The organism is Devosia sp. FJ2-5-3 (assembly GCF_029201545.1).
In the GTDB taxonomy this organism is placed as follows: domain Bacteria; phylum Pseudomonadota; class Alphaproteobacteria; order Rhizobiales; family Devosiaceae; genus Devosia.
Genome location: NZ_CP104007.1, coordinates 530,078 through 554,068 on the forward strand (window position 1 = coordinate 530,078; position 23,991 = coordinate 554,068).

Sequence of the window (23,991 nt, forward strand, 5' to 3'; positions counted from 1 at the left end):
ACTGGGCCGGTGGCTATCGATGAAGTCTAGCTGCGATAGTCGCCATTGATGGTGATGTAGCCATGGGTGAGGTCGCAGGTGTAGACCGTAGCCTTGCCCTCGCCGAGGCCGAGGCTGACGGTCAATTCCAGTTCCTCGCCCTTCATATAGGCGCTGGTCGCGGCTTCGTCGTAGCCGGCGGCGCGTTCGCCGTTCCGGGCGACGGTCAGGTCGCCAAAGCGGATCGAGAGCAGGTCACGGTCGGCAGGCTCGCCGGCCTTGCCAACGGCCATGACCACGCGGCCCCAATTGGCGTCTTCGCCGGCGATGGCGGTCTTGACCAGAGGTGAGTCCGCAATGGCCTTGCCGATGCGGAAGGCGCTTTCATCGGAAACGGCCCCTTCGACGTGGACGGAAACCTGCTTGGTGGCGCCTTCGCCGTCGCGGACGACATGGATGGCCAGTTCAAACAGCACGTCGGAGAGGGCCTGCCCGAAGATCTCGGCACGGGGATCCTCGAGGCTCTCGATCGGGTCGATTGGCGCCTTGCCGGTGGCGAAGGCCAACAGCGTGTCCGAAGTGGAGGTGTCGCTGTCGACGGTGATGGAATTAAAGCTCGTCTGGTTGTGCTTGGCGAGCAGCGCCTGCAGCACGGGCGCGGCGATGGGCATGTCGGTGACCACGAAGGAGAGCATGGTGGCCATGTCAGGCGCGATCATGCCGGAGCCCTTGGCAATGCCGTTGATCCTGACCTCAACGCCGTCGATCTCCAGCACGGCGCCGGAGAGCTTTGGAAACGTGTCGGTGGTCATGATCGCCTTGGCCGGATCGATCCAGGGCAGGGCGGTCATGCGGGTGGCCGTCTCGTCGAGGACGCCATCGAATTTGGAGGCGTCGATAAGCTCGCCGATCACGCCGGTCTGGGCAATGAACACCTCCGAGGGATCACAGCCAAGCGCCTCGGCGGCGACCCTGGTAATGTAGCGGACGCTCTCGCGGCCCTTCATGCCGGTGAAGGCGTTGGAATTGCCCGAATTGACCACAAGGCCACGGGCGAGGCCGCCCACGAGATTTTCACGGCAAAGTTCGACGGCGGCCGATGAGCATTTAGACCGGGTCAGCACGCCCGCGACAGTCGTGCCTTCGTCGAAGGCCATGAGCAGAACGTCGGTGCGGTTCTTGTACTTGATGCCGGCTTCGGCCGTGGCAAAGCGCACGCCAGCGATCGGGGGCAGGTCCGGATAGGATTTTGGAGCGAGGGGAGAAACCGGATGAGCAGCCATGGCACAAGACCTTGTTGGGCAGAATGACTGCTGTGGTGTGCCTCAAAGGTGTGGCGGGCGCAAGAGTTCGGGGTTTCGCGCCAACCGAAAGCTTTGGCCTGGGGCCTCAGGCCGGATTGGACTTGCGCCCGGCGATGAAGGCGCCAAAGCGGGTGGTGATGAAGGGCACGATGAAAAAGACGATGGTCGACGCCATGAACGGCACGAGAATGAAGCTGCGCTGCCAGAATTCCCAGCCGGGGGTAGCGAGACTGACCAGCGCCGCATAGATGACGACGATGGGATAGACGGCCAGTGTCATGAGGAATGCCATGCGGATGCGAGAGGAAAAGCTCATTTGGGATGATCCAATAGAAACGGTACGTTTCGTTATAATCGAAACGAGCCGTTTCGTTCAAGTCTTTTCTTTGCGTTTGTTTGAGGCCATATTGGAAGCATGACACAGCCAGTTGATATCGAACGCGAGGATGACGGCAGCGACATTGCTCGCCGCTCTATCGGCGCACGGCGCAATCCCGCCAGCCAGGACGCGATCCTTGATGCTGCGGAAGCCATCCTGCGCGAAGAAGGCATTCCCGGATTTTCCATCGAGGCGGTTGCGCGGCGGGCACGGGCCGGCAAGCCGACCATCTATCGGTGGTGGCCGAACAGGGCGGCGCTGCTGCTCGATGTCTATAAGCGGTTCAAGAATCAGAGGCCCTTTCCCGACACGGGCACGCTGAGGGGGGATCTTGTCGGCTTCCTCGAAAACCAGCTTCTCGGGTTTTGGAAAGACAGTCTTTGCGGCACGGTCTACCGCTCGATCATCGCAGAAGCGCAGGTGGATCAGGGGGCAGCGGGGGCCTTGCAGGCCTATCATCGCGAGCGGCAGGCGTTTGCGGCGCAGATCGTCGAGCGGGCAAAGGGGCGGGGTGAAATCGACAAGGGCGTAAACGCCATTGTCGCCATAGACCTCGTGGTCTCGTTTGCCTGGCACCAATTGCTGATCGGCCGGATCGAGGCGGCGATGGACGAAATCGAGATCGTCGTCGATATGGTGCTGCAGGGCCTCGAAGGATACCGGGCCACATAGAAAAACGGCCCCGGACGAACCGGGGCCGAAAGGATTACTGGCCGGCGGCTTCGGCTTCAGGGGCCGCCGCGTCCTGGGCTTCCATGGCAGCGGCCAGGGCCGGGTCGGCGATGTCGATCTCGACGCCGCTCATCAAATCCTCGACCTTTTCGTTGAAGCTGCGCATCAGCACCTGCTGCTGGATCTGCGGCGCGACCTGCTCGAAGGTCGGCGGCTGAGACTGGCGCTTTTCACCCAGCTTGATGATGTGCCAGCCGAACTGGGACTGGATGGGGGCGGAGACTTCGCCCGGCTCGGTGAGAGCAAAGGCGGCTTCCTCGAAGGAGGGGACCATCATGCCCTTGCCGAAAAAGCCAAGGTCGCCGCCATTGGCGCCGCTGCCCGGATCGATCGACTTCTCCTTGGCGATGGCGGCAAAATCGGCACCGCCGTCGAGCTCCGCCTTGATCGCATTGGCCTCTTCTTCGCTTTCAACCAGGATATGGCTGGCGCGAATTTCGTCCTGCGGAGTGAACTGGGCGGTAAAGGCGTCATAATCGGCGCGGACGGCCTCCTCGGTCACGGCGCCGGCAATGGCTTCGGCGAAATAGGCCCGACGCAGCGCGCGTTCCTCGAGATATTTGAGGCGCTGGGCAAAGAGCGGGGTCTGGTCCATGCCAGCCTCTTTGGCGGCGCCGGCCATCACCTTCATGTCGATGACGACGCGCAGCAGGAAGGGGCGGCGCTCTTCGGCCGGCATCTGCGCCAGATCCTGTGCCAGATCCTCGGCGGCAAAGCTGAGGTCGGCCTCGGTTATCGCCTCGCCGCCAACGGTGGCGACGACGGTCTCGGGCGTGACGGCAGCGGCTTCAGCGGCGGGAGTTGCGGCATCCTGGGCATAACTGGCAATTGCAGGCACGGATGCGAGTAGGGCGGCCAGGCTGATGGTGCGGACCAGGCGCAGCGTAAAATTCTTCATAGGGTCCAGGAACTCCTTTGCCGGTTGCAGGGGCTGAAACCGGCGTGTTCGGTTCAGGTGGCGGTGGCCACCTCAGTGTTGGCCCTGCCTTCACACGACAGATGGGCCAAATTGTGCCCTGACCCGGCCGCTTCAGCAAACTTGCTGGCCGCCAAATATTCGAGGCGGGAAAGGTGTCGCCGATTTGGGCAACATTGACAAGATACGACCCCACTCTTACATCTCACCCGCTTTTCCAAAGCGTGGACAGAGCAGCGCGACACGCGCGCCTTGCGCCCACGGATCAATTCACAAGGGGAGCCGAAAGAGCTCTCCGACGTTGTGACGGGGCGGGATAGGCCGGCCGAGCGCCCGCAGACGCCGGCCGCCTCATTCTGCACCGCTGCCCAGAACAAAGGACCAGACGAATGGCACTTGCTGCGCTTGCCCGAAAGATTTTCGGGTCACCGTCCGACCGGCAGGTCAAGCGGTATCAGGGCAGGGTCGCCGCCATCAATGCGCTGGAACCAGAACTGGCAAAGCTCACCGACGAGCAATTGCGGGCACGGACCGACGAATTCAAGGCGCAGCTGGCCCAGGGCACCAAGCTCGAAGATTTGATCGTACCAGCCTTCGCCACCGTGCGCGAAGCCAGTAAGCGCGTGCTCGGCATGCGCCATTTCGACGTTCAGCTGGTCGGCGGCATGGTGCTCAACGACCGCGCCATCGCCGAAATGCGCACCGGTGAAGGCAAGACGCTGGTGGCCACGCTGGCTGTCTATCTCAATGCGCTGACGGGCGAGGGCGTGCACGTCGTCACGGTCAACGACTATCTGGCACGGCGCGACGCCGGCTGGATGGGGCAGATCTATTCGTTCCTCGGCATGAAGACCGGCATCATCGTGCATGGCCTTTCCGACCAGGAACGCCGCGACGCCTATGCGGCCGACATCACCTACGGCACCAATAACGAATTCGGCTTCGACTATCTGCGCGACAACATGAAATATACGCGCGCCCAGATGGTTCAGCGCGGCCATGCCTTCGCCATCGTCGACGAAGTGGACTCGATCCTCATCGACGAGGCGCGCACGCCGCTGATCATTTCGGGCCCGTCCGAAGACCGCTCCGATCTCTATATCAAGGTCGACAGCCTCATGCCGCTGATCGGCGAGGGTGATTTCGAGCTCGACGAAAAGCTGCGCGCCGCAACCTATACCGACCAGGGCATCGAAAAGCTCGAGGCGGCGCTGGCGGAAGCCGGGATGCTCAAGGGCGATTCTCTCTACGATGTGGAAAACGTCGCCCTCGTCCACCACGCCAATTCGGCCCTGCGGGCGCACAAGCTGTTCCGCAAGGACAAGGACTATATCGTCCGGAACGACGAAGTCGTCATCATCGACGAGTTCTCCGGACGCATGATGCCCGGCCGCCGCTATTCGGAGGGGCTCCACCAGGCACTGGAAGCCAAAGAAGGCGCCAAGATCCAGCCGGAAAACCAGACCCTGGCTTCGATCACCTTCCAGAATTATTTCCGCCTCTACAAGAAGCTGGCCGGCATGACCGGTACGGCCCTGACCGAGGCCGAGGAATTCGGCGACATCTACAGCCTGGGCGTGGTCACCATCCCGACCAATGTGCCGGTACAGCGCATCGACGAAGATGACGCCATCTACCGCACCGCCGAAGAAAAATTCGACGCCATCGCCGATCTGATCAAGGAATGCCAGGAGCGCGGCCAGCCCGTGCTGGTCGGCACCACATCGATCGAAAAAAGCGAGATGCTGGCCGAACTCCTGCGCAAGAAGAATGTGGGCCAGATGAACGTGCTCAATGCGCGCCATCACGAGCAGGAAGCCTTCATCGTCGCCGATGCCGGCCTGCCGGGCGCCATCACCATCGCCACCAACATGGCGGGTCGTGGTACCGACATCCAGCTTGGCGGCAATCTCGAAATGCGTATCGAGCGCGAAGCCAAGGATCTCGAGGGCGATGCCCGCGAGGCCAAGATCGCCGAGATCAAGGCCACTATCGCCGAAGAGAAGAAGAAGGCGCTGGCAGCAGGCGGCCTCATGGTCATCGGCACCGAGCGCCACGAAAGTCGGCGTATCGACAACCAGCTGCGCGGTCGCTCCGGTCGCCAGGGCGATCCGGGCCACTCGAAATTCTACCTGTCGCTTCAGGACGACCTGATGCGCATCTTCCCGGTGGACAGCATGGATTCCATGCTTGGCAAGCTGGGCCTCGAGCAGGGTGAGAGCATTACCCACCCTTGGGTCACCAAGGCCATCGAGCGTGCGCAGGGCAAGGTGGAGTCGCGCAATTTCGACATCCGCAAGAACATCCTCAAATATGACGACGTGATGAACGATCAGCGCAAGGTGATTTTCGAGCAGCGTCTCGAATTCATGGACGCCGAGGATGTCAGCGAGACGACGGCCGAAATGCGTCACGGCGTTGTCGACACCATCGTCGCCAAGGCAATTCCGCCGCGCTCCTATCCCGAGCAGTGGAACAGCGAGCAGCTCGAGGCGGCCGCCAAGACCTATCTCAATGTCGATGCTCCCATCGCCGAGTGGGCGAAGGAAGAAGGCATCGACGCCGAAGTGGTGGAGACCCGCCTGCGTCAGGCTGCCGATGCCGTCATCACCGCCAAGGAAGAGAAATACTCGGCCAATGTCATGCGCCAGGTGGAGAAGTCGATCCTCCTGCAGTCCATCGACGGGCTGTGGCGCGAGCATCTTGTCATGCTTGACCACCTCTCCAAGGTCGTGGGCTGGCGCGGCATCGCCCAGCGCGATCCGCTGACCGAGTACAAGCAGGAAGCCTATGAGCTGTTCCAGGGGCTGCTGGCCAATCTGCGCGAACTGGTCACCACCCAGATGAGCCATATCGAGTTGCAGATCCGGCAGCCCGAGCCCCCTCCGGCGCCCGATTTCGCGCGCATGGCGCAGACCCATATCGACCCGATCACCGGCGAGAACGATGCCGGCACCGGCAATGGCGCGACCGCCGCGCTCGGTGCCACCGGCAGCGACCCATCGCTGGCGCCGCTCGATCCCAAATTGCTGGCGGGCCTGTCCCGCAATGCGCCCTGCCCCTGTGGGTCGGGCAAGAAGGTCAAGCACTGCCACGGCGCGTTTGCCTGAGGCGACTGAATAGATTGAAAAAGCCCCGGAGCGATCCGGGGCTTTTTTGTATTTTTGGGGGGGGGCGGAGGTGGGCGCGAGGCTGCGCCGCCATCATCTCCCTTGGGCTTGACCCGAGGGGCACTGCGAGAGTCTCAATAGGGTACCTCGCTCCTGGAGGGAGGCCCTCGGGTCAAGCCCGAGGGAAGCTCCGTCCGGAGGACGGGATTAAGGCCAGGGCTCAGTTGTAACCACTCACCCGCGAGGAGGGGGGAGGATAGGATGACTCGGGCGATACGAATGAAAAAGCCTATTCAGGCAGTGCGAACTCCAGCAGCAGGTTGCGCTGCCAGTCGTTGAAATTATTGTCCGAGCCGATCAGGATGCGCGTCTCGCCATTGGGGGCGGTGTGCACCATGAGGGATTCCATATTGTCGATCTCGGTGCCCTCGGCGGAGAGCAGCAGTTCGCCCTCCATGAGATTGCCGGGGCGCACCTGGGCGGCGGGCACCCGACGCAGATTCATCACGAAGCTGAAGAGCGCCACGCCGCGCTCCAGCACCAGCAGATCGCCATTGGGCAGGAAGGCGCAGTCGGTCGGATTGACGATGGGGCTGTTGACATAGCCGATCGGGCCCTTGTCGTTGATGCCCAGCAGCCAGCCACGATGATTGCCGTCATCGTCGAGCGCTTCCTCGGTGATCAGCAGTGTCGAGCCGGCAATCGGGGAGGCGGGAGGCGCTATGCAGATCGATTCCAGCGATTCATTGGTGCGCAGATCGGTCAGCCAGTCGGGAATGGCGATCTCGCGCGCCGGCCCACCGGGACGGCCATCGGTGATGGTGAAATCGGCGACGCGGGTGAGGTTCTCGAAGCTGACGCGGACGGCGGCCGCAACGCCGTCGCGCCAGACCGTGTCCATGCCTTCGGCATCCCGCGCATATTGGCGGGGCAGGGGGGCGCCGGCCGAATTCTGCACGGGTTCGATGGTAACGCCGATAAAGCCGAAGAGGCGGGTGTCCTCGTCATAGGCAAGGCTGCCGGAGACGAACTGTCCCCGGTCGGTGACGAAGGCGATGCGCTGGTCCGGCCCGGTGACAGTGACGCTGGAGAGGCCGCCAAAAGTGTCGTCCTGGCTCTGCAGCGTCAGCCCGCCCCTGAAGACAAGGCCCTGGACGCTTTGGTCGAGCCCCACGCCCTTGAAGCGCGTCACCTGTGCCGCTGCCACCGTGGCGTCCACCGCCCCGGCGGGAAACGCCACGGCGCTCAAGAGGATCGCAAGGGCGGCAGCCCTTCTCATCTCCGGCCGCGACGCCGTGTCTGGGCCGGCATTTCCTCGTCAAAGAGCGCCGCCAGCTCATCGGTGAGCGCGCCGGCCAATTCCTCGGCATCGAGCAGGGTCACGGCGCGGCGATAATAGCGCGTCACGTCGTGGCCGATGCCCACGGCCACCAGCTGGATGGGCGAGCGGGTTTCGATGTCCTCGATCACCTGGCGAAGGTGGGCTTCGAGATAATTGCCGGCATTGACCGACTGAGTCGAGTCGTCGACCGGGGCGCCGTCGGAGATGACCATCATGATGCGGCGCTGCTCGGGGCGTGCCATCAGGCGCTTGCGCGCCCATTCGAGGGCCTCTCCGTCGATGTTTTCCTTGAGCAGCCCCTCGCGCATCATCAGGCCCAGATTGCGCCTTGCGTGGCGCCAGGGCTCGTCGGCGGCCTTGTAGATGATATGGCGGATGTCGTTGACGCGACCGGGATTGGGCGGACGGCCCGCTTCGAGCCAGGCTTCGCGGCTCTTGCCGCCCTTCCAGGCGCGCGTGGTGAAGCCGAGAATCTCGACCTTGACGCCGCAACGCTCGAGCGTGCGGGCGAGGATGTCTCCGCAGATGGCGGCAATGGTGATCGGACGGCCGCGCATGGAGCCGGAATTGTCGATCAGCAGCGTCACGACCGTGTCGCGGAAATCGGTGTCGTTCTCGACCTTAAAGCTCAGCGCCTGCATCGGATCGGTAACGACGCGGGTGAGGCGGGCGGTATCGAGCAGACCCTCTTCGAGGTCGAACTGCCAGCTCCGGTTCTGCTTGGCCATGAGGCGACGTTGCAGCTTGTTGGCCAGCCGTGCCACGGCGCCGGCCAGGTTTTCGAGCTGCTTGTCGAGGAGGGCGCGGAGCTGATCGAGCTCGTCGGGCGGGCACAATTCGGCCGCCTTGACGATCTCGTCATATTTCTGGGTGAACACCTTGTAGTTAAACTGGTTGGTCAGCCGCTCGCCGCCATCCTTGGCGGGCGGGGGCATGGGCGCGTCTTCGCCGGCCTCGGCCTCGGCATCCTCGTCGACATCGGCCATGTCGGCTTCCATGCCTTCGACGTCGCCGGTCTCTTCGCTTTCGCCGGACTGCTGGTCGTCCTGGCTGTCGTCCTGCTCGCTCTCGCCTTCGCCCTGCTCCGGCGACTGGTCGGAGCCCTGGGCCTGCTCGGGCTGGCTGTCGTCGGCGCTCTCCTCGTCCGAGGAGTCGGGATCGTCCATCTCGCTTTCGGCGATGAGATTGAGGTCGCGCAGCACGGCGCGGGCGGCCTTCGAAAAGGCCTCCTGGTTCTCGTAGGTGCCCAGCAGCGCATCGATGGAGGTTGCGGCCTTACTTTCGATTTCGCCGCGCCACAGGTCTACCAGGGCATGGCCGGAGGGCGGCACCGGCACGCCGGCAAGTTTTTCGCGCAGCAGAAGGCCCAGTGCTTCGGCCAGCGGGGCGTCGCCCTTGTCGCTGACTTCGGCAAAATTGGAGCGGAACAGCCGGTCCTCGAGCATTTCGGCAATATTGCCGGACATGCCGGGCATGCGCACGATCCCGAGCGATTCGACGCGCGCCTGTTCGAGCGCATCGAAGGCGGCGCGCGCCTGCGGGTCCATGGGGCTGCGCTTGCGATGGGTGTCGGGGTCGTGGCTGGCGAGCCGCATGGCCATGGCGTCGCCCTGGCCGCGGGCAATGGCAATGTCGCGCCGGGTGGGCAGGCGCGGCAGGTTGGCCAGACGCGCCTTGTCTGAGGTCAGGAGCGGCCGGTCGGAGGTGAAGCTCACCTCCAGCTCGGGCTTGGCGCCGATCGCGCGCACGGTCGCGCCCATGGCGGATTTGAACAGCTGGGTCTGGTCGGGCTTGTTCGGCTTGTTGCGCGGAGGCGTGGCCATGGTCTTATCCATTGTGCGGACGCCGACGCACCGGTTTTATCGCGGCGTCATTCCCGCGAAAGCGGGAACCCCTGTTTGCTGACACATCCCGAAACGGAGGTTCCCGCTTTCGCGGGAATGACCCGATGAATGTGGATTACGCCGTCACAGCCAGATTGGCGGAGCTTTCCGGCAGGTCCTCGCCGAAGACGCGCTGGTAGAACTCGGCCACGACCGGGCGCTCGAGCTCGTCACACTTGTTGAGGAAGGTGAGACGGAAGGAGAAGCCGATATCGCCGCCGAAAATCTGGGCGTTCTCGGCCCAGGTGATGACGGTACGCGGGCTCATTACGGTCGAAAGATCGCCATTGATGAAGGCCGAGCGGGTGAGGTCGGCGAGGCGCACCATGTTGGAGATGAGCTTCTTGCCCTTTTCGGTCTCGCCATAGGCCTTGTTCTTGGCGAGCACGATGCCGGCTTCCTTGTCGTGGGGAAGATAGTTCAGCGTGGTGACAAGGCTCCAGCGGTCCATCTGGCCCTGGTTGATCTGCTGGGTGCCGTGATAGAGGCCCGACGTGTCGCCCAGACCGATGGTGTTGGTGGTCGAGAACAGGCGGAAGGCCGGGTGGGGCGTGATCACGCGGTTCTGGTCGAGCAGGGTCAGGCGGCCCGACTGCTCGAGCACGCGCTGGATCACGAACATCACGTCCGGGCGGCCGGCATCATATTCGTCGAAGACGAGGGCGATGTTGTTCTGCACGGCCCAGGGCAGGATGCCGTCGCGGAATTCGGTGATCTGCTTGCCGTCCTTGAGGACGATAGCGTCCTTACCGACGAGGTCGATACGGCTGACATGGCTGTCGAGGTTGACGCGGACGAGCGGCCAGTTGAGGCGGGCGGCGACCTGCTCCACATGGGTGGACTTGCCGGTGCCGTGATAGCCCTGGATCATGACGCGGCGGTTATAGGCAAAGCCGGCCAGGATCGCGAGCGTGGTGTTGCGGTCGAAAAGATAATCCGGGTCCACGGGCGGCACATGGCTGGTGCGCTCGGCATAACCTTTGACCACCATGTCGGTATCGATGCCGAAAAGGTCTCTCGCCTTGTATTCGGTGTCGGGCAGATTGGTGAATTCGGTCATAGCAAGGGCTCGTGGATGAATGATTTTTCCGGTGGGAGACGCTTGGCGCCGGGGGCTCTATAGCAGTCGCCCCTTCGGTAGCCAAGTTGTCACGGCTGCGTCATCTGACGACGAAGCCCATTTTCTTGAGGTGGCTGTAGGCCGCGATGACGCTGCGCAGCCGCTCTTCTGACGAGGCATCGCCGCCATTGACGTCGGGGTGATGCTTCTTGACCAAATTCTTGTAGGCGGTCTTGATCTCGTCGGACTTGGCGTGCTTGGCAAAGCCGAGCGTCTCCAGCGCCCGCCGGTCGAGCTCGCTCAGCGGCTTGACCCGCTCGGTGGCCGGACGTTTGGACTGCTGGTAGCGATAGCGGGCAAAGACGCCAAAGGGGTCGCCATATTTGTCGCCCGGATTTGCGCTGGCCGTGCGCCCTGCCGCCTTTGCGGCGTTCGGATTGCCGGTGGCAAAGGTCGAGCGCGACTCGGCCTTGGGCGGGGTGTGCAGGGCCTCGTCCAGTTCGTCCGGGCTCATGCCGGCGAAATAGTTGAAGGCCTGATTGTAGTGGCGGACATGCTCAAGGCAGAAATGGTGATACTGCCCGTCCGAGCGCTTGCCCTTGGGCGCCTTGTATTCGCCGGCCTGCTCGCAGCCTTCCCAATCACAGACGATCTCGATCTCGGCCGGCTTTTCTTCCCGGCGGGGACGGATGCGGATGTTATCGAAGAGCTTGGATTGCAATTTCATAACGCCTAGTTAGTGCATAAAGCCAATACGGAGCCGGACCCATGTCCATGAGGGACACGATAATAGCCAAGCTTACCGAGCGATTTGCACCCCTCCACCTCGAAGTGATCGATGAATCCAACAAGCACTTTGGTCATGCCGGTTGGCGAGAGGGGGGTGAAACCCATTTTCGTGTCAGAATCGCGACCCGCGACTTTGACGGTTTGAGCCGCATTGCGCAACATCGCGCCGTCAATGAGACGCTGGCAGAGGAACTCAAGAGCCGGGTTCATGCCCTCAATATCGAAATTCTGCCAGCCGGCTGAGTTCAGCCGCGCATCTCGTCGAGGAATGTCGACACCGCTGAGGGGGCGACGCCCTTTTCGATGAAGGCCTGGCCGATGCCGCGGGTGAGGATGAAGGTCAGCGCGCCGCGCGAGACTTTCTTGTCCTGGCCGATGGCCGCCATCAAGGTCTCGGTGGAGCCGAGCGTTCCAGGGATTTCAGCCAATGTGGTGGGCAGGCCCGCCCGCTGCAAGTGGGCGGCGACGCGTCCCGCATCCTGGCCGGGTGCAAGGCCGAGCTTGGTCGAAAACCGGTGCGCCAGGACCATGCCGATGGCCACGCCCTCGCCATGGAGCAGGCGATCGGAATAGCCGGTGTCCTTTTCCAGCGCGTGGCCGAATGTGTGTCCGAGATTGAGCAGGGCCCGGACACCGATTTCCTTTTCGTCCTCGATGACGACGCGCGCCTTGTGGGCGCAGCAGCGGGCAATGGCCTCGCCGCGCGCCGGGCCGCCCTCGAAAATCTCCGTGAGATTGGCATCGAGCCATTCGAAAAAGGCGGGATCGTCGATCAGCCCATATTTGGCGACTTCCGCATAGCCGGCGGCGAACTGGCGCGCGGGCAGGGTGTCGAGCGTCGACAGATCCGCCAGCACCAATCTTGGCTGGTGGAAGGCGCCGACGAGGTTCTTGCCATGTGGGGAATTGATGCCGGTCTTGCCGCCCACCGAACTATCGACCTGGGCCAGGAGCGAGGTCGGCATCTGGACAAAATCCATGCCGCGGCGCGTGATGGATGCGGCAAAGCCGGCAAGGTCGCCGATGACCCCGCCGCCCAGGGCGATGACGATATCATTGCGCTCGAGCCTGGCCGCAAGCAATCCCTCGACCACGGTCTGAAGATGGTCCCAGCTCTTGGTGCTCTCGCCATTGGGCAGGGTGATCGTCTGGTGCGTCAGTCCGGCCTTGTCGAGGCTGGCCACGAGGCGCGGCAATTGGGCCTTGGCGACTTCGGTGTCGGTGACGATGCCGAAACGGCGGCCGGGGAATTTGTCCTTGAGGATGTCGCCGGCTTCATCGAGCAGATGCGGGCCGATGAGGATGTCGTAGGCGCGATCGCCCAGGGCGACGTGAACCGTGTGGTCGATTTGAGCCATGGTGGCGAACCCTTTCAGCGCAGATAGGCCAATACGGCGGAGATGATGTCAGCGGCGACCGCGTCCTGCGGCACGTCGCGACTAAGCACGGTGACATCGGCATCGGCGTAGATGGGATAGCGTTCCTCGACCAGCTTTTCGAGCGTTTCCCGCGGATTGGCGGTCTTGAGCAACGGGCGGTTGGAACGGCGCGAGACGCGCTCGAACAAGATATCCACATCGGCCTTGAGCCAGACCGAGATCGCATGTTCCTTGACCATGGCGCGGGTCTCGGCATTGACGAAGGCGCCGCCGCCAGTGGCCAGCACCAGATCGGTCTCGCGCAGTAAGCGCGAAATGACCCGCGTCTCGCCGGCGCGGAATTCGGGTTCACCGCGCTGGGCAAAAATCTCGGGGATGGTCATTTGCGCGGCTTTTTCGATTTCCTCGTCGCTGTCGAGGAATTTGCGGCCAAGGCGCGTGGCCAGGCGCCTGCCGACCGTGGTCTTGCCGGCACCCATCATGCCCACCAGGACCAGGGGCTTGCCATTGAGGCGTTCGATCAGGGTCTTGGCGCGGTTCGACCGTCCGGCACTGTCCGACTTGTTCAACGCTTGCGCCCTCCGATCACGGAAACGGTATGAACCGGTAGAGGCCCCGCCTGTCAAGAAGCTGTGCGGACCATTCCCGCCTTGGTGTTGATCCCGGCGGCGGTTTTGCGCAAGACTGGCCCATACCGGATCGAAACCTTTTGCTGCCACCTTTGGTCCGGATCGACCGAGCAGGATTTCAATGCCCACTCTCTTCCGGCTTCTCATCACCGTGCTGTTTCTGGGCGGCCTCGCCTATGCGGGAATGTTCGCACTGGTGTCTTTCGTCCAGCCCGAACCGAAACCGGTCAGCGTGCGCATCCCGACCCGGGATTTGCTGGGCGAGCCCGATCCGATCCGTCCCGGCGGCCTGCCGACCCCCAATGTCACCAGCGCGCCGGCGGGCGGGACGCCAGGGCAATGAGCGCCCATCTGGTCGGCGCCTTTCTCGAAATGATGAGCGCCGAGCGCGGCGCCGCAGCCAATACCATTGCGGCCTATCGGCGCGACCTCACAGACTATGCAGGCTTCGTCGCCAGCAAAAAGCAGACCCTGCTGACCTGCCCGCGCGAGACGGTGATGGCCTATCTCGATGCGCTCAAGGCGGAGGGCCTGTCCGCCTCCTCCAGCGCCCGACGGCTCTCGGCAGTGCGGCAATTCCACAAGTTTTTGTGCGCCGACGGTCTACGTGGAGACGACCCGACGCGCATCGTTGCCAGCCCCAAGACGCGGCGCCCGCTGCCAAAAGTGCTTTCCGTGGCCGAGGTCGACAGATTGCTGACCCTGGCCGAAGAGGAAGCCAATCTGTCCGCGGAGCCGAAAAAGCAGCAGGCGGCGCTGCGGCTCTATGTGCTGCTCGAAATGCTCTACGCCACCGGGCTGCGCGTGTCCGAACTGGTGGAACTCAAGCGCAGTTCTGTGATGCGCGAGGCCAGTTTCCTCACCGTGCGCGGCAAGGGCGGCAAGGAACGCGTCGTGCCGATGAACGACAGGGCGCGCGATGCCGTGCGCTCCTGGATCGCCGGTCTCGAGCCCGGCCCCTACCTCTTTCCCGCCAATGGCGAGGAAGGACATCTGGCCCGTCAGGTCTTTGCGCGCGATCTCAAGGGGTTGGCGGCGCGCGCCGGCATCTCTTCGTCCCGCGTCGCGCCACATGTGCTCCGCCATGCCTTTGCCAGCCATCTGCTGGCCGGCGGAGCCGATCTGCGCGTGGTGCAGATGCTGCTCGGTCACGCCGATATTTCGACGACCCAGATCTATACCCATGTGCTCGACGAAAAATTGCGCACTCTGGTCGAGACCCATCATCCCCTGGCGCAGAGGTAGGCGACGCGCTCCCTCCGCTTGGCGAAAGCTTCGGTGCCCAGGCGGGTTGTGCCGCGCCTTTGTCCACGTCCTTTAAAGGATAGGGCGCAAAAAACCGGGCAATTTCGTCCCGTGGGTTGACTTGCGATTGCGCCACCGCCACTTTCCGGCCACTTTAGAGCGCAAGAGCCGAGGCCTGAGAATTTTCGGGTCCGCAACAATGACCCCTACGGGCGGTGGGATGCAATCTTATCTCGATTTTGAAAAGCCGGTCGCCGATCTCGAAGCAAAGATCGTCGAGCTCAAGTCTCTGGCGGCGACCGATTCCGCTGTCACCATCGACGAGGAGGTCAACCGGCTCTCTGCCCGTGCCGATGAGGCACTGGTCGAGATCTACAAAAAACTGACGCCCTGGCAGAAGACACAGGTGGCCCGCCATCCGCAGCGGCCGCATTTTTCCGACTATGTGCAGCGCCTGATCACCGAATGGACGCCGCTGGCCGGCGACCGCAAATATGGTGAAGACGCCGCGCTCCAGGCCGGCTTTGGCCGCTTCAATGGCCTGCCGGTCGCCGTGATCGGCCAGGAAAAGGGCAATTCGACCGAAACCCGCCTCAAGCATAATTTCGGCATGGCCAATCCTGAGGGCTACCGCAAGGCCGTCCGCATCATGGAAATGGCCGATCGGTTCAATGTCCCGGTGATCTCCTTTGTCGACACCGCCGGCGCCTATCCGGGCATCGGTGCGGAAGAGCGCGGCCAGGCCGAGGCCATTGCCCGTTCGACCGAGAAGGGGCTGGAGCTGGGCGTGCCCAATATCTCCATCATCATCGGCGAAGGCGGATCGGGTGGCGCCATTGCCATCGCCACGGCCAATCGCGTGCTGATGCTGGAAAACTCGATCTATTCGGTGATTTCGCCGGAAGCCGGCGCTTCGATCCTGTTCCGCGATGCGGCCAAGGCCCAGGATATGGCGACAGCCCAGAAGATCACGGCGCAGGATCTCCTCGGCTTCAAGGTCATCGACGGAATTATCGCCGAGCCGGCCGGTGGGGCCCATCGCCATGCGGCAGTCGTGATGGATGCCACACGGCAGGCCATTGCAGATTTCCTCGCCGAATTCGCCGGCAAGTCGCGCCTCGAAGTGCGCGAGCATCGGCGCGAGAAATTCCTGGCGATCGGCACCAATATCTAGCTGGTGGTCCCAATTTCCATCCCCTGCGCCCTGGACCGGGCGCAGGGGATTTTTTGTTGCCTGATGGCTGCGGGGCAAGGGACGTTTGCGCACACAAATATGCGTGAGCGCCCCTGCTTCCGGGGAAATAACGGTCGTGATAAAGGCTTCATTCACCCAGCCGGATCATGCTGCGGTAACCATTGCTCCCCTACAGGGGGCTGTTTTATCGATCGGGCCTGACCTTCGTGACCGCAAGATTGTTTCACCGCCTCGGTGCCATCATCATCCTTGCCTGGCTTGCACTGGGCCTGGCTGCCTGTTCCGGCTTCATCAAGGGTGGTGACAACCGCCACAATATTCCCATGCCGGCCTCCATGGTCTCGGCGCTCAAGGCGATGGGCTCATCGCCGGGCGAGGGCATGGTGGTCCGCATCTACAAGAAGGAAGAGGTCCTCGAGGTCTGGAAGCGCACCAATTCGGGCCAGTACAAACTCTTCAAAACCTATGAGATCTGCTCCTATTCCGGCGATCTCGGGCCTAAATTCAAGGAAGGCGACCGGCAGAGCCCGGAAGGCTTCTATACGATCTCGCCCGGGCTGATGAACCCGAAATCGGCCTATTACCTGGCCTTCAATACCGGCTTTCCCAACAAGTTCGACCGTGCCCATGGGCGCACCGGGTCCAATCTGATGGTGCATGGCGATTGTAAATCGGTGGGCTGCTACGCCATGACCGATGCCGGAATTGCCGAAATCTATGCCCTGGCGCGCGAAACGTTCAAGGGCGGCAATCCCAGCTTCCAGCTGCAGATCTTTCCGTTCCGCATGACCGCCACCAACATGGCCCAACATGCCGACAGCCAGCATCTCGAATTCTGGAAGAACATCAAGCAGGGCCACGATCTGTTCGAGGTGAACAAGACCCCGCCGGCCTGGGACGTTTGCGACAAGCGCTATATCTTCAACGCCGTCGCCAACGGCCCGCTGAACCCGCTGGGGCCATGCCCGACCACGACCCCCGATGCGGGGTTGATGGCAAAGCAGCAGGCCGATGACGCGACGCTGGCCAATGCACTGGCAGCGCGGGACCGGCAGGCGGCCGAAGAGGCAGCGATCAAGGCGCGCGGCGAGGCGGTGAACGGATTCTTCTCGGGCATCGGGAACATGTTCGGCAGCAGCGACGCCAATGTGGCCCCGGTCATGTCGGGCAAGTCCGCGCCTCAGCCGCAATCGCCCTTGCCGCGGTCCTAGTTCGGCCCCAGTTTGATGGGACTTGCCGAAGGCGCGTCGTCTTGGCTCGCCAAATGCGCCAATGGAGGACAAAAGTGGAGCCCAAGCCCGCCGAACCCGGTCCCGGCGCTGAACAGCTGCCCGGTGTGACCCCGGAGATGCGTCTTGGCCCTGCCGAGGAATCCCGCGCGCCACGCCGGGGTGACAAGGCCAAGGGTGGGCGACGCCGGCGCATGCGGGCGTCGACGCTGCTAAGCATGGTGTCTGCCCTTGTCGGTGTCGCTGCGCTTGCGGCATCGGGCTGGGTGTATAGCCAGACCCATCGCGAGGTGCTGCGGCTCGCCACGGACGTTGCCCAGCTTCGCATCAGCCTGGATCTCTATGCACAGCGGAGCGGGGCCGCGCCCACCGCTGCATCGGGCGGGCCGACCAGCGCCGAGCTGTCGGACCTTTCCAACAGGCTATCCATCATCGAACAGAATATGCGGGGCGGGGCGGTCGCGCCGTCCGTGCCGGGCCTGCCTGCCATTACCGGCGGCGCCGAGACCAGTGAAGGCGATGGCGATTGCCTGCCGCCGGGCATGCGCATCCTCGTGGCTTCTGGCGATAGCTACGACATCTGCGGCACGACCGGCTCGATCACCGTCAGCGCCGTGGACAATGGTTATCTGACGCTGTCGGACGGCAATATCATCGCCTCTGGCGGCACCTTGCCGCTGGCGGGGACCAATTGCATGCTGGGGGTCACCTCCGGCGGTGATGAAGGCCTGACCGGATTTGCCGAAATCCGCGTCAGTTGCTAGCGACCAGAGCATTCCACCGCGTCATTGACGCGATGGAATCATTGAAACGCTAGGCCGCCCTGGGGGCCGTCCAGCGCAGCAGCACGTCACGGAGGCCCCGATAGGGGGCCAGCATGGCAATGGTCAGCGCCAGCTTGACCAGGAAGTCACCCAGCGCCAGGGACTGCCACAACTCGACCTCAGGACCGATGCCGAGCAGAGGAGCCGGGAAGGCCAGGGACGAATCCGCCATGCCGAAGAAGCCGTCGATGCCGGCAAAGGCCGGCGCCATGGCGAGGCTGAAGAAGATGAGAGTATCGAGGGCCGAGCTGAACAGCGACGAGACCAGCGGGGGCTTCCACCATGCGGCATTGCGCAGGCGGTGGAAGATGGAAATGTCGAGCAATTGCGCGACCAGGAAGGCCGAGCCCGAGGCGATAGCGATGCGCGGCGTGGCCAGCCAGATCGAGAGCACGACCGCCACGGCGAAACCGGCGACGACGACGAGCCGCGCCTTGGCCGGGCCAAAAGTGCGATTGGAAAGATCGGTGACGAGGAAGGCGACCGGGTAGGTGAAGGCGCCCCAGGTGAGGATGTCACCAAGATTGACCGGGCCGATTTCGGTCATCACCGGGAACTGGACGAGCACATTGGAGGCGGCGACAATGGCCACCATGGCGGCCACGGCCACCAGGAAACGAGACAGCATCAGAATGCACCTCTAGTTGCCGCTGGCCGGCATAAGACCGGTGCGACGTTTGATGAAGCTTACAAAAAAAGAAAAGCCGCGTGGGGCAGGTGCTCCACGCGGCTCGAATTCTAGTCGAAAGACGCTTAGCTGGCGAGAGCTGCGCGGATTTCCTTCTTGATGCCGAGAGCCAGGGGGCTCAGATCGGCGTCAGCCTGCTTGATCAGGAAGGCATCGAGACCGCCGCGGTGCTCGACCGAACGCAGAGCAGCTGCGGAGATGCGCAGCTTGATCGAACGGCCGAGAGCGTCCGAGATCAGCGAAACGTTGACGAGGTTCGGGAGGAACCGACGACGGGTGCGGTTAAGAGCATGGGAGACATTGTTGCCGACCATGACGCCCTTGCCGGTGAGTTCGCAGCGACGTGCCATTGTGAGATATCCTGTTTGTGTAAAGGTCCTGCGTGGCGGGAAATCCGCAACGGGCCTCGGTTGTGTTGAGATCTGCGGGCTTCCTAGAGAAAATGGGCCGCGCAGTCAACCCAAGAGGCCGCTCAAACGCCCGCGAGCGCCTTGCATGGGACATAAGAGGTCGGCACTTTGATCCATATTTGCTGATTCGCCGGTGCCTTCCCTGGCCGCCGCCCCTACGACGTGAGATGCCAATTTTGATCCGCACCAGCCTTGTCGCCGCCGCCCTCCTTGCCAGCATGGCGCCGAGCATGGCCGCGCCGGTCGAAGCCCGCGCCAGCTATGTGCTGACGCTGGGCGGCATAAATGTCGCCACGCTCGATGTCGATCTCAGCGATGATGGGCGCCGCTATGAGCTCGATCTGTCGGCCAAGGTCGCCGGGCTCGGAAATCTGGTTTCGAGCGGCACGGCCAAGGTGGTCGCACGGGGCGCGTCCAATGGGCAAAGTCTCGTTTCGAACGAGTTCGATCTCGAAACGCGCGCCAATGGCGAGGTTTTCACTGTCGACGTTACCTATGCAGGCCAGAATGTCAGCGCCTTCAAGGTCGAGCCGCCGGTCTTTGAAAGCTATGACCGGGTGCCGCTCGAGCGCGGCCATCTCAGCGGGGTCGGCGATTTCCTCTCCGCCTTCGTGGTCAAGGGCAAGGCGCTCGACAAGAGTCTCTGTGACCGGCGGCTGAAGATCTTCACCGGGGTGGAGCGCTTCAATATCGCCATGAGCTTTGCGCGCAATGACGAGGCGACCTCGCCGCGCACCGGCTATCAGGGCCCGGTCGTCTCCTGCAGCCTCGATTACCAGCCGATCTCGGGGCACTATACATCCTCGGAGATCACCAATTATCTGGCTGAGAACAGCCGCATCCTGCTCTGGTACGCGCCGCTGGGTGACACCGGCTACTACATTCCCTATCGCGTGCTGCTGGGGACGTCGATGGGCGATCTGTCCATGGTTCTGGTGGGCACCAAGCTCTAGGCGCACAGCGCTTTATTGCCGTCCTTTATGCGGGCCCGGACATCATCCGGGCCCTTTTTCATGGCCTAACAGGCCGTAAGGCGCGTCCAATGCGTGCCTTACGGCGTGTCCCGAAGCGGCACGGTCAAGCGCTACTTTGTCAATTTTGCATGTGCCGCGTCAGGCGCAGGCGGGGTCGAGAAATTAATGCGGTGGGCCGGCAGAATTTTCAGTCGCTAATGTCTTGGCAGGAAAAGGCGCATTCAAGCCCATCTTAACCACCTGGCAATCTTGCTGAACGGATTTTTGAGCGTTTTGCCGCGCGCGCTCGGGCACTTGTGGTGAGCAGTTCGAGCGGCACCACATCTGGTAGAGAACAAAGCCGGATTTCTGATTTCGTCCTGATTCCAACGCTGTTCGTTCCGGGTTTGATCTCGGTGTTAACGACATGTGCTGGTGGCGGGAAAACTGTGTCGTTTCAGGATTTTGCGCGAAATTCGCGGCCTTGCGGGATCGGACTGTGCCAAAATGGAGCGTCAACAGATAAAGTGTGAAAATCGGGTGCGTCCGCCCCAGCGGCGCTGGGCCTCTATCGGTTAATTCCGCATAATTTCGTGGCATGTCCGATATTTACATGACGTCAGGAAATCGGCCCGCCAGCGCCAAATTAACCGGATCGAAAGAGGTGTGAACGCTCGGCGCCCCTTTTCAGACGGCCTTGGCGGCATCGCGGGCTGGGTTAGTGGCTGCGTGCAGAAGCGGCCACAAGACCTAGCCGTGAACAAAGCGTGATTTCAACATCTGCGCTGATTCTGCCCCTGTTCGTTTCGCTTCTGTTCCAAAGCTTAAGGCGCGATCCCGACCTGTTCGAAAAGCGCTCATTTGTGGGACAAGCGCAAACGCCCCTCGCATCGTCGCTGCCGAGCCCCTACATTGGCGCCAATGACCATCGCACCCTCCCAAACGGTCAAGGCCATTCTGGGCCCGACCAATACCGGCAAGACCTATTTCGCCATCGAGCGCATGCTGTCCTATCCCACCGGGATGATCGGCCTGCCGCTGCGGCTGCTTGCGCGCGAAGTGTATGCGCGTGTCGTCGAGCGGGTGGGCGAGGGCGCGGTGGCACTCGTTACCGGCGAAGAGCGCATCATTCCGGCCAAGCCGCGCTATTGGGTGGCGACGGTGGAAGCCATGCCCATGGACATCCATGTCGACTGCGTGGTGGTGGACGAAATCCAGACCGCCGTCGATTTCGACCGCGGCCATATCTTTACCGACCGCATCCTCAAGGCGCGCGGGTTTTACGAGACCCTGCTGCTCGGCTCCTGGACCATGGCCGGGGTCGTCCGCAAACTGCTGCCGCACGCCCAGATCATCGAGCGGCCACGTTTTTCGCAGCTGACTTATGCCGGCTCGAAGAAAATTTCGCGCCAGCCGGCGCGCAGCGCCATCGTCGCCTTCTCGTCCCGCCAGGTCTACGCCATTGCCGAGTTGATCCGGCGCGAGCGGGGCGGGGCCGCCGTGGTCATGGGCGCGCTGTCGCCACGCACCCGCAACGCCCAGGTGGAGCTCTACCAGAATGGCGATGTCGATTTTCTCGTTGCGACCGACGCGATCGGCATGGGGCTCAATCTCGACATCCACCACGTCGCCTTTGCCGACGACACCAAATTCGACGGTCGCCAATCCCGGCCCCTGACCCCCTCCGAACTCGGTCAGATTGCCGGTCGTGCCGGCCGACACAAGCGCAATGGCACGTTCGGGGTGACCGGCGGCACTGAAGGATTCGATGAAGAACTGGTCGTCCAGCTCGAAACCCACGACTTCGAACCGGTAAAAGTGCTGCAATGGCGCAACAGCGTGCTGGATTTCTCATCCATCGAGCGCTTGCGCCGCAGCCTCGAGGTGGCGCCCACCGACAAGGTTCTCACGCGGGTGCCGGTTGCGACCGACCAATTGGCCCTCGAGTTCCTTTCCCGCAATGAAGCGGCCAATTATGCGCGCGGCCATGAAGCGGTCAAACTGCTCTGGGAATGTTGCCAGACCCCGGATTATCAGGGGATTTCGCCTGCAGCGCATGGCGAAATAATTACCCGCATTTTTACCGATCTGCGACGATACGGGGCTGCCAATGAAGACTGGATTGCCGAGCAGGTGCGGTTTTGCGACAATTCCGAGGGCGATATCGACACGCTCAGCAACCGGATCAAGCAGATCCGGACGTGGACCTTTGTCGCCAACCGCAAAAACTGGCTTGCAGACCCTTCACATTGGCGCGAAAAGACCCGAGACATTGAAGATCGCCTGAGTGACGCGCTGCATGAGCGCTTAACGCAGAGATTCGTCGACCGGCGCACCAGCGTGCTGCTCCGCCATCTGAAAGACAAACGTATGGTATCCCCCGAGATCAATGAGCGCGGCGAAGTCAGGCTTGAAGGCCACTTGCTCGGCACGCTCGAAGGCTTCCGTTTCACCCTCGCCCGCGCCGATGGCGAGGTCGACGTCAAGGGCATCCGAGCCGCGGCCGATCAAGCGGTCGCGCCCGAGATCAGCAACCGGGCCGATCGCCTGGCCGGTGCGCCCAACGAAGAATTCGTGCTGGCCACAGATGGACGCCTGCGCTGGCGCGGCGATATTGTGGCGGAACTGGCCGAGGGCGATACGCTTTATCGCCCGCGCATCATCATGCTGGCCGACGAGACGCTGACCGGGCCGGATCTGGAGCGTGTGCAGGATCGGTTGAGCCTGTGGCTGCGCCACCATATCAACACCACGCTCGAGCAGGTCATGTCGCTCGAAGCGCCGGCGGACATCGAAGGCAGCGCCCGTGGCATCGCCTATCGGCTCTATGAGCATCTGGGCCTTCTGCCCCGCGCCGAAGTCGCCGACGAGGTCAAGGCGCTCGACCAGGACGTGCGCGGCAAGCTGCGCAAGCTGGGCATCAAGTTCGGCGCCTACCACATCTATCTGCCACTTTCGCTGAAGCCAGCGCCGCGCGAACTGGCGCTGATCCTGTTTGCGCTCAAGAACGGCGGTATCCGCCAGCCGGGCGTCACCGACATTCCCCATATCGTTCTGTCGGGCCGCACCTCGTTCCTCGTCGATCCTGAAGTCGATACGCGGCTTTACGAGATCGCCGGCTTCAAGGTTGCCGGAAAGCGCGCCGTGCGCGTCGACATTCTCGAGCGTCTGGCCGACATCATCCGCCCGTTGATCGCAATCGACCCCAGCCGCTACCAGGGCGAATTGCCCAATGGCGCGGCCGAGGGCAATGGTTTCCGCGTGACGGTGGAAATGACCAGCCTGCTCGGCTGCTCGGGCGAAGACTTCGCCTCGATCCTGAGCTCGTTGGGCTATCGCCTGCGCCGCACACCCAAGGTGGCTGCGCCCGTCGAGGCTGTAGCAGCGACTGACGCCGCTGTGCTTGAAGATGCAGCCAGCGCTGAAGCGCCCGCTGTCGAGGCTGCGGTGGAAGACGCGCCTGTGACCGCCGAACCGGCTGCCGAAGCTGCCCCTGAGGCGGTCGCGACCGAAGAGGTGGCGCCGACGGAAGAAGTGGCTGCGCCTGCTGCCGTGGCCTCCGCAGATGCTGCGGCGGCTCAAGCCGAGCCCGAGTTCGACGAGATCTGGTTCCCCGGCGGTCGTCGCCAGAACGAACAGCGCCGCCATGAGCCGCGCCGTCGCGATGGCGCCAATGCCGATGCACCTGCGCGCGAACGTCGCAACGATCGCCAGCGCCCCAAGGGCGCGACGCGTCCGGAAGGCGCCACGCGCCCCGAAGGCAATGAGCGGCCGAAGAACGCCCGTCCTGCCAATACGCGGCCGAAGGCCGAAGAAGGCCGCGGACGTCCGGAAAAGACCGAGCGCAACGATCGTCGTCCGCCCCAGCGCGAAGAGCGCAAGGTGGCTTTCGATCCGGACAGCCCCTTCGCTGCCCTCGCCGCCCTGCGCGGCAAGAAGGACTAG

At 62.9% G+C, this 23,991-nt stretch carries 20 protein-coding genes and 1 pseudogene; 10 read left to right on the forward strand and 11 right to left on the reverse strand.

All coding sequences use genetic code 11. The features are described from left to right. Positions 1 to 26 precede the first annotated feature (26 nt). On the reverse strand, positions 27 to 1,262 hold the full coding sequence (argJ, locus tag N0P34_RS02670; protein ID WP_275605486.1) for a bifunctional glutamate N-acetyltransferase/amino-acid acetyltransferase ArgJ: 1,236 nt from the start codon (positions 1,260 to 1,262) through the stop codon (positions 27 to 29). A gap of 106 nt (positions 1,263 to 1,368) precedes the next feature. Further along, the gene (locus N0P34_RS02675; RefSeq protein WP_275605487.1) at positions 1,369 to 1,599 is read right to left on the reverse strand and encodes a hypothetical protein; all 231 of its coding nucleotides are present in this window, start codon (positions 1,597 to 1,599) and stop codon (positions 1,369 to 1,371) included. Between the two features lie 99 nt (positions 1,600 to 1,698). On the opposite strand from N0P34_RS02675, the gene N0P34_RS02680 reads away from it, so the two are divergent. Next, positions 1,699 to 2,334: a TetR/AcrR family transcriptional regulator gene (locus N0P34_RS02680; RefSeq protein WP_275605488.1), complete on the forward strand. Its 636-nt coding sequence runs from the start codon at positions 1,699 to 1,701 to the stop codon at positions 2,332 to 2,334. 34 nt (positions 2,335 to 2,368) lie between these two features. On the opposite strand, the gene N0P34_RS02685 is transcribed toward N0P34_RS02680, so the two are convergent. After that, positions 2,369 to 3,292, reverse strand: coding sequence for a peptidylprolyl isomerase (locus N0P34_RS02685; RefSeq protein WP_275605489.1), 924 nt, complete (start codon positions 3,290 to 3,292; stop codon positions 2,369 to 2,371). Positions 3,293 to 3,699: 407 nt separating this feature from the next. On the opposite strand from N0P34_RS02685, the gene secA reads away from it, so the two are divergent. Continuing rightward, the gene (gene secA / locus N0P34_RS02690) at positions 3,700 to 6,420 is read left to right on the forward strand and encodes a preprotein translocase subunit SecA (protein WP_275605490.1); all 2,721 of its coding nucleotides are present in this window, start codon (positions 3,700 to 3,702) and stop codon (positions 6,418 to 6,420) included. A gap of 289 nt (positions 6,421 to 6,709) precedes the next feature. On the opposite strand, the gene N0P34_RS02695 is transcribed toward secA, so the two are convergent. The 4 genes from N0P34_RS02695 to N0P34_RS02710 form a co-directional block, all read right to left on the reverse strand. After that, positions 6,710 to 7,699 (reverse strand): esterase-like activity of phytase family protein, encoded by a 990-nt coding sequence (locus N0P34_RS02695; RefSeq protein ID WP_275605491.1) that lies wholly within the window; start codon positions 7,697 to 7,699, stop codon positions 6,710 to 6,712. Continuing rightward, the gene (gene cobT, locus N0P34_RS02700) at positions 7,696 to 9,585 is read right to left on the reverse strand and encodes a cobaltochelatase subunit CobT (RefSeq protein WP_275605492.1); all 1,890 of its coding nucleotides are present in this window, start codon (positions 9,583 to 9,585) and stop codon (positions 7,696 to 7,698) included. Before cobT ends, N0P34_RS02695 begins: the two co-directional genes overlap by 4 nt. Positions 9,586 to 9,721: 136 nt before the next feature. After that, positions 9,722 to 10,705, reverse strand: coding sequence for a cobaltochelatase subunit CobS (gene cobS / locus N0P34_RS02705; protein ID WP_275605493.1), 984 nt, complete (start codon positions 10,703 to 10,705; stop codon positions 9,722 to 9,724). 100 nt (positions 10,706 to 10,805) lie between these two features. Further along, positions 10,806 to 11,426, reverse strand: a complete 621-nt coding sequence (locus N0P34_RS02710; protein ID WP_275605494.1) for a DnaJ domain-containing protein — start codon at positions 11,424 to 11,426, stop codon at positions 10,806 to 10,808. 47 nt (positions 11,427 to 11,473) lie between these two features. On the opposite strand from N0P34_RS02710, the gene N0P34_RS02715 reads away from it, so the two are divergent. Next, positions 11,474 to 11,737 carry a BolA family protein gene (locus N0P34_RS02715; RefSeq protein WP_275605495.1) on the forward strand — a complete coding sequence of 88 codons (264 nt, stop codon included), beginning with the start codon at positions 11,474 to 11,476 and terminating at the stop codon, positions 11,735 to 11,737. Positions 11,738 to 11,739: 2 nt separating this feature from the next. Here N0P34_RS02715 and aroB read toward each other — a convergent pair whose 3' ends face one another. Both aroB and N0P34_RS02725 read right to left on the reverse strand, forming a co-directional pair. Next, positions 11,740 to 12,852 (reverse strand): 3-dehydroquinate synthase, encoded by a 1,113-nt coding sequence (aroB, locus tag N0P34_RS02720; protein WP_275605496.1) that lies wholly within the window; start codon positions 12,850 to 12,852, stop codon positions 11,740 to 11,742. A 14-nt stretch (positions 12,853 to 12,866) separates the two neighbouring features. Next, a complete protein-coding gene (locus N0P34_RS02725) occupies positions 12,867 to 13,442 on the reverse strand; it encodes a shikimate kinase (RefSeq protein ID WP_345774449.1) in 576 nt (191 codons plus the stop codon). 181 nt (positions 13,443 to 13,623) lie between these two features. Between N0P34_RS02725 and N0P34_RS02730 the strand changes: the two are divergent. The 5 genes and pseudogenes from N0P34_RS02730 to N0P34_RS02750 all read left to right on the forward strand — a co-directional run. Next, a pseudogene (locus N0P34_RS02730) lies at positions 13,624 to 13,746 on the forward strand (histidine kinase); the annotation flags it as partial. A gap of 95 nt (positions 13,747 to 13,841) precedes the next feature. Further along, positions 13,842 to 14,747 carry a site-specific tyrosine recombinase XerD gene (locus tag N0P34_RS02735; protein ID WP_275605497.1) on the forward strand — a complete coding sequence of 302 codons (906 nt, stop codon included), beginning with the start codon at positions 13,842 to 13,844 and terminating at the stop codon, positions 14,745 to 14,747. A gap of 220 nt (positions 14,748 to 14,967) precedes the next feature. Beyond that, complete coding sequence (locus tag N0P34_RS02740) at positions 14,968 to 15,921, forward strand: acetyl-CoA carboxylase carboxyltransferase subunit alpha (RefSeq protein WP_275605498.1); 954 nt, start codon at positions 14,968 to 14,970, stop codon at positions 15,919 to 15,921. Between the two features lie 227 nt (positions 15,922 to 16,148). Then, entirely contained in the window at positions 16,149 to 17,153 is a 1,005-nt protein-coding gene (locus N0P34_RS02745) for a murein L,D-transpeptidase family protein (RefSeq protein ID WP_275605499.1), read from the forward strand. A 74-nt stretch (positions 17,154 to 17,227) separates the two neighbouring features. Continuing rightward, the gene (locus N0P34_RS02750) at positions 17,228 to 17,935 is read left to right on the forward strand and encodes a hypothetical protein (RefSeq protein WP_275605500.1); all 708 of its coding nucleotides are present in this window, start codon (positions 17,228 to 17,230) and stop codon (positions 17,933 to 17,935) included. A 49-nt stretch (positions 17,936 to 17,984) separates the two neighbouring features. Here N0P34_RS02750 and N0P34_RS02755 read toward each other — a convergent pair whose 3' ends face one another. Next, complete coding sequence (locus tag N0P34_RS02755; RefSeq protein WP_275605501.1) at positions 17,985 to 18,623, reverse strand: VUT family protein; 639 nt, start codon at positions 18,621 to 18,623, stop codon at positions 17,985 to 17,987. A gap of 125 nt (positions 18,624 to 18,748) precedes the next feature. After that, entirely contained in the window at positions 18,749 to 19,033 is a 285-nt protein-coding gene (gene rpmB, locus N0P34_RS02760; protein WP_275605502.1) for a 50S ribosomal protein L28, read from the reverse strand. A gap of 227 nt (positions 19,034 to 19,260) precedes the next feature. Between rpmB and N0P34_RS02765 the strand changes: the two genes are divergently transcribed. Both N0P34_RS02765 and N0P34_RS02770 read left to right on the forward strand, forming a co-directional pair. After that, positions 19,261 to 20,046, forward strand: coding sequence for a DUF3108 domain-containing protein (locus N0P34_RS02765; protein ID WP_275605503.1), 786 nt, complete (start codon positions 19,261 to 19,263; stop codon positions 20,044 to 20,046). A 921-nt stretch (positions 20,047 to 20,967) separates the two neighbouring features. After that, positions 20,968 to 23,991 (forward strand): helicase-related protein, encoded by a 3,024-nt coding sequence (locus N0P34_RS02770; protein WP_275605504.1) that lies wholly within the window; start codon positions 20,968 to 20,970, stop codon positions 23,989 to 23,991.

Bases quoted from the DNA above. Each gene is read 5' to 3' on its own strand.
- argJ (WP_275605486.1), bottom strand. From the start codon at position 1,262: ATGGCTGCTCATCCGGTTTCTCCCCTCGCTCCAAAATCCTATCCGGAC.
- N0P34_RS02675 (WP_275605487.1), bottom strand. From the start codon at position 1,599: ATGAGCTTTTCCTCTCGCATCCGCATGGCATTCCTCATGACACTGGCC.
- N0P34_RS02680 (WP_275605488.1), top strand. From the start codon at position 1,699: ATGACACAGCCAGTTGATATCGAACGCGAGGATGACGGCAGCGACATT.
- N0P34_RS02685 (WP_275605489.1), bottom strand. From the start codon at position 3,292: ATGAAGAATTTTACGCTGCGCCTGGTCCGCACCATCAGCCTGGCCGCC.
- secA (WP_275605490.1), top strand. From the start codon at position 3,700: ATGGCACTTGCTGCGCTTGCCCGAAAGATTTTCGGGTCACCGTCCGAC.
- N0P34_RS02695 (WP_275605491.1), bottom strand. From the start codon at position 7,699: ATGAGAAGGGCTGCCGCCCTTGCGATCCTCTTGAGCGCCGTGGCGTTT.
- cobT (WP_275605492.1), bottom strand. From the start codon at position 9,585: ATGGCCACGCCTCCGCGCAACAAGCCGAACAAGCCCGACCAGACCCAG.
- cobS (WP_275605493.1), bottom strand. From the start codon at position 10,705: ATGACCGAATTCACCAATCTGCCCGACACCGAATACAAGGCGAGAGAC.
- N0P34_RS02715 (WP_275605495.1), top strand. From the start codon at position 11,474: ATGTCCATGAGGGACACGATAATAGCCAAGCTTACCGAGCGATTTGCA.
- aroB (WP_275605496.1), bottom strand. From the start codon at position 12,852: ATGGCTCAAATCGACCACACGGTTCACGTCGCCCTGGGCGATCGCGCC.
- N0P34_RS02735 (WP_275605497.1), top strand. From the start codon at position 13,842: ATGAGCGCCCATCTGGTCGGCGCCTTTCTCGAAATGATGAGCGCCGAG.
- N0P34_RS02740 (WP_275605498.1), top strand. From the start codon at position 14,968: ATGCAATCTTATCTCGATTTTGAAAAGCCGGTCGCCGATCTCGAAGCA.
- N0P34_RS02755 (WP_275605501.1), bottom strand. From the start codon at position 18,623: ATGCTGTCTCGTTTCCTGGTGGCCGTGGCCGCCATGGTGGCCATTGTC.
- rpmB (WP_275605502.1), bottom strand. From the start codon at position 19,033: ATGGCACGTCGCTGCGAACTCACCGGCAAGGGCGTCATGGTCGGCAAC.
- N0P34_RS02765 (WP_275605503.1), top strand. From the start codon at position 19,261: ATGCCAATTTTGATCCGCACCAGCCTTGTCGCCGCCGCCCTCCTTGCC.
- N0P34_RS02770 (WP_275605504.1), top strand. From the start codon at position 20,968: ATGACCATCGCACCCTCCCAAACGGTCAAGGCCATTCTGGGCCCGACC.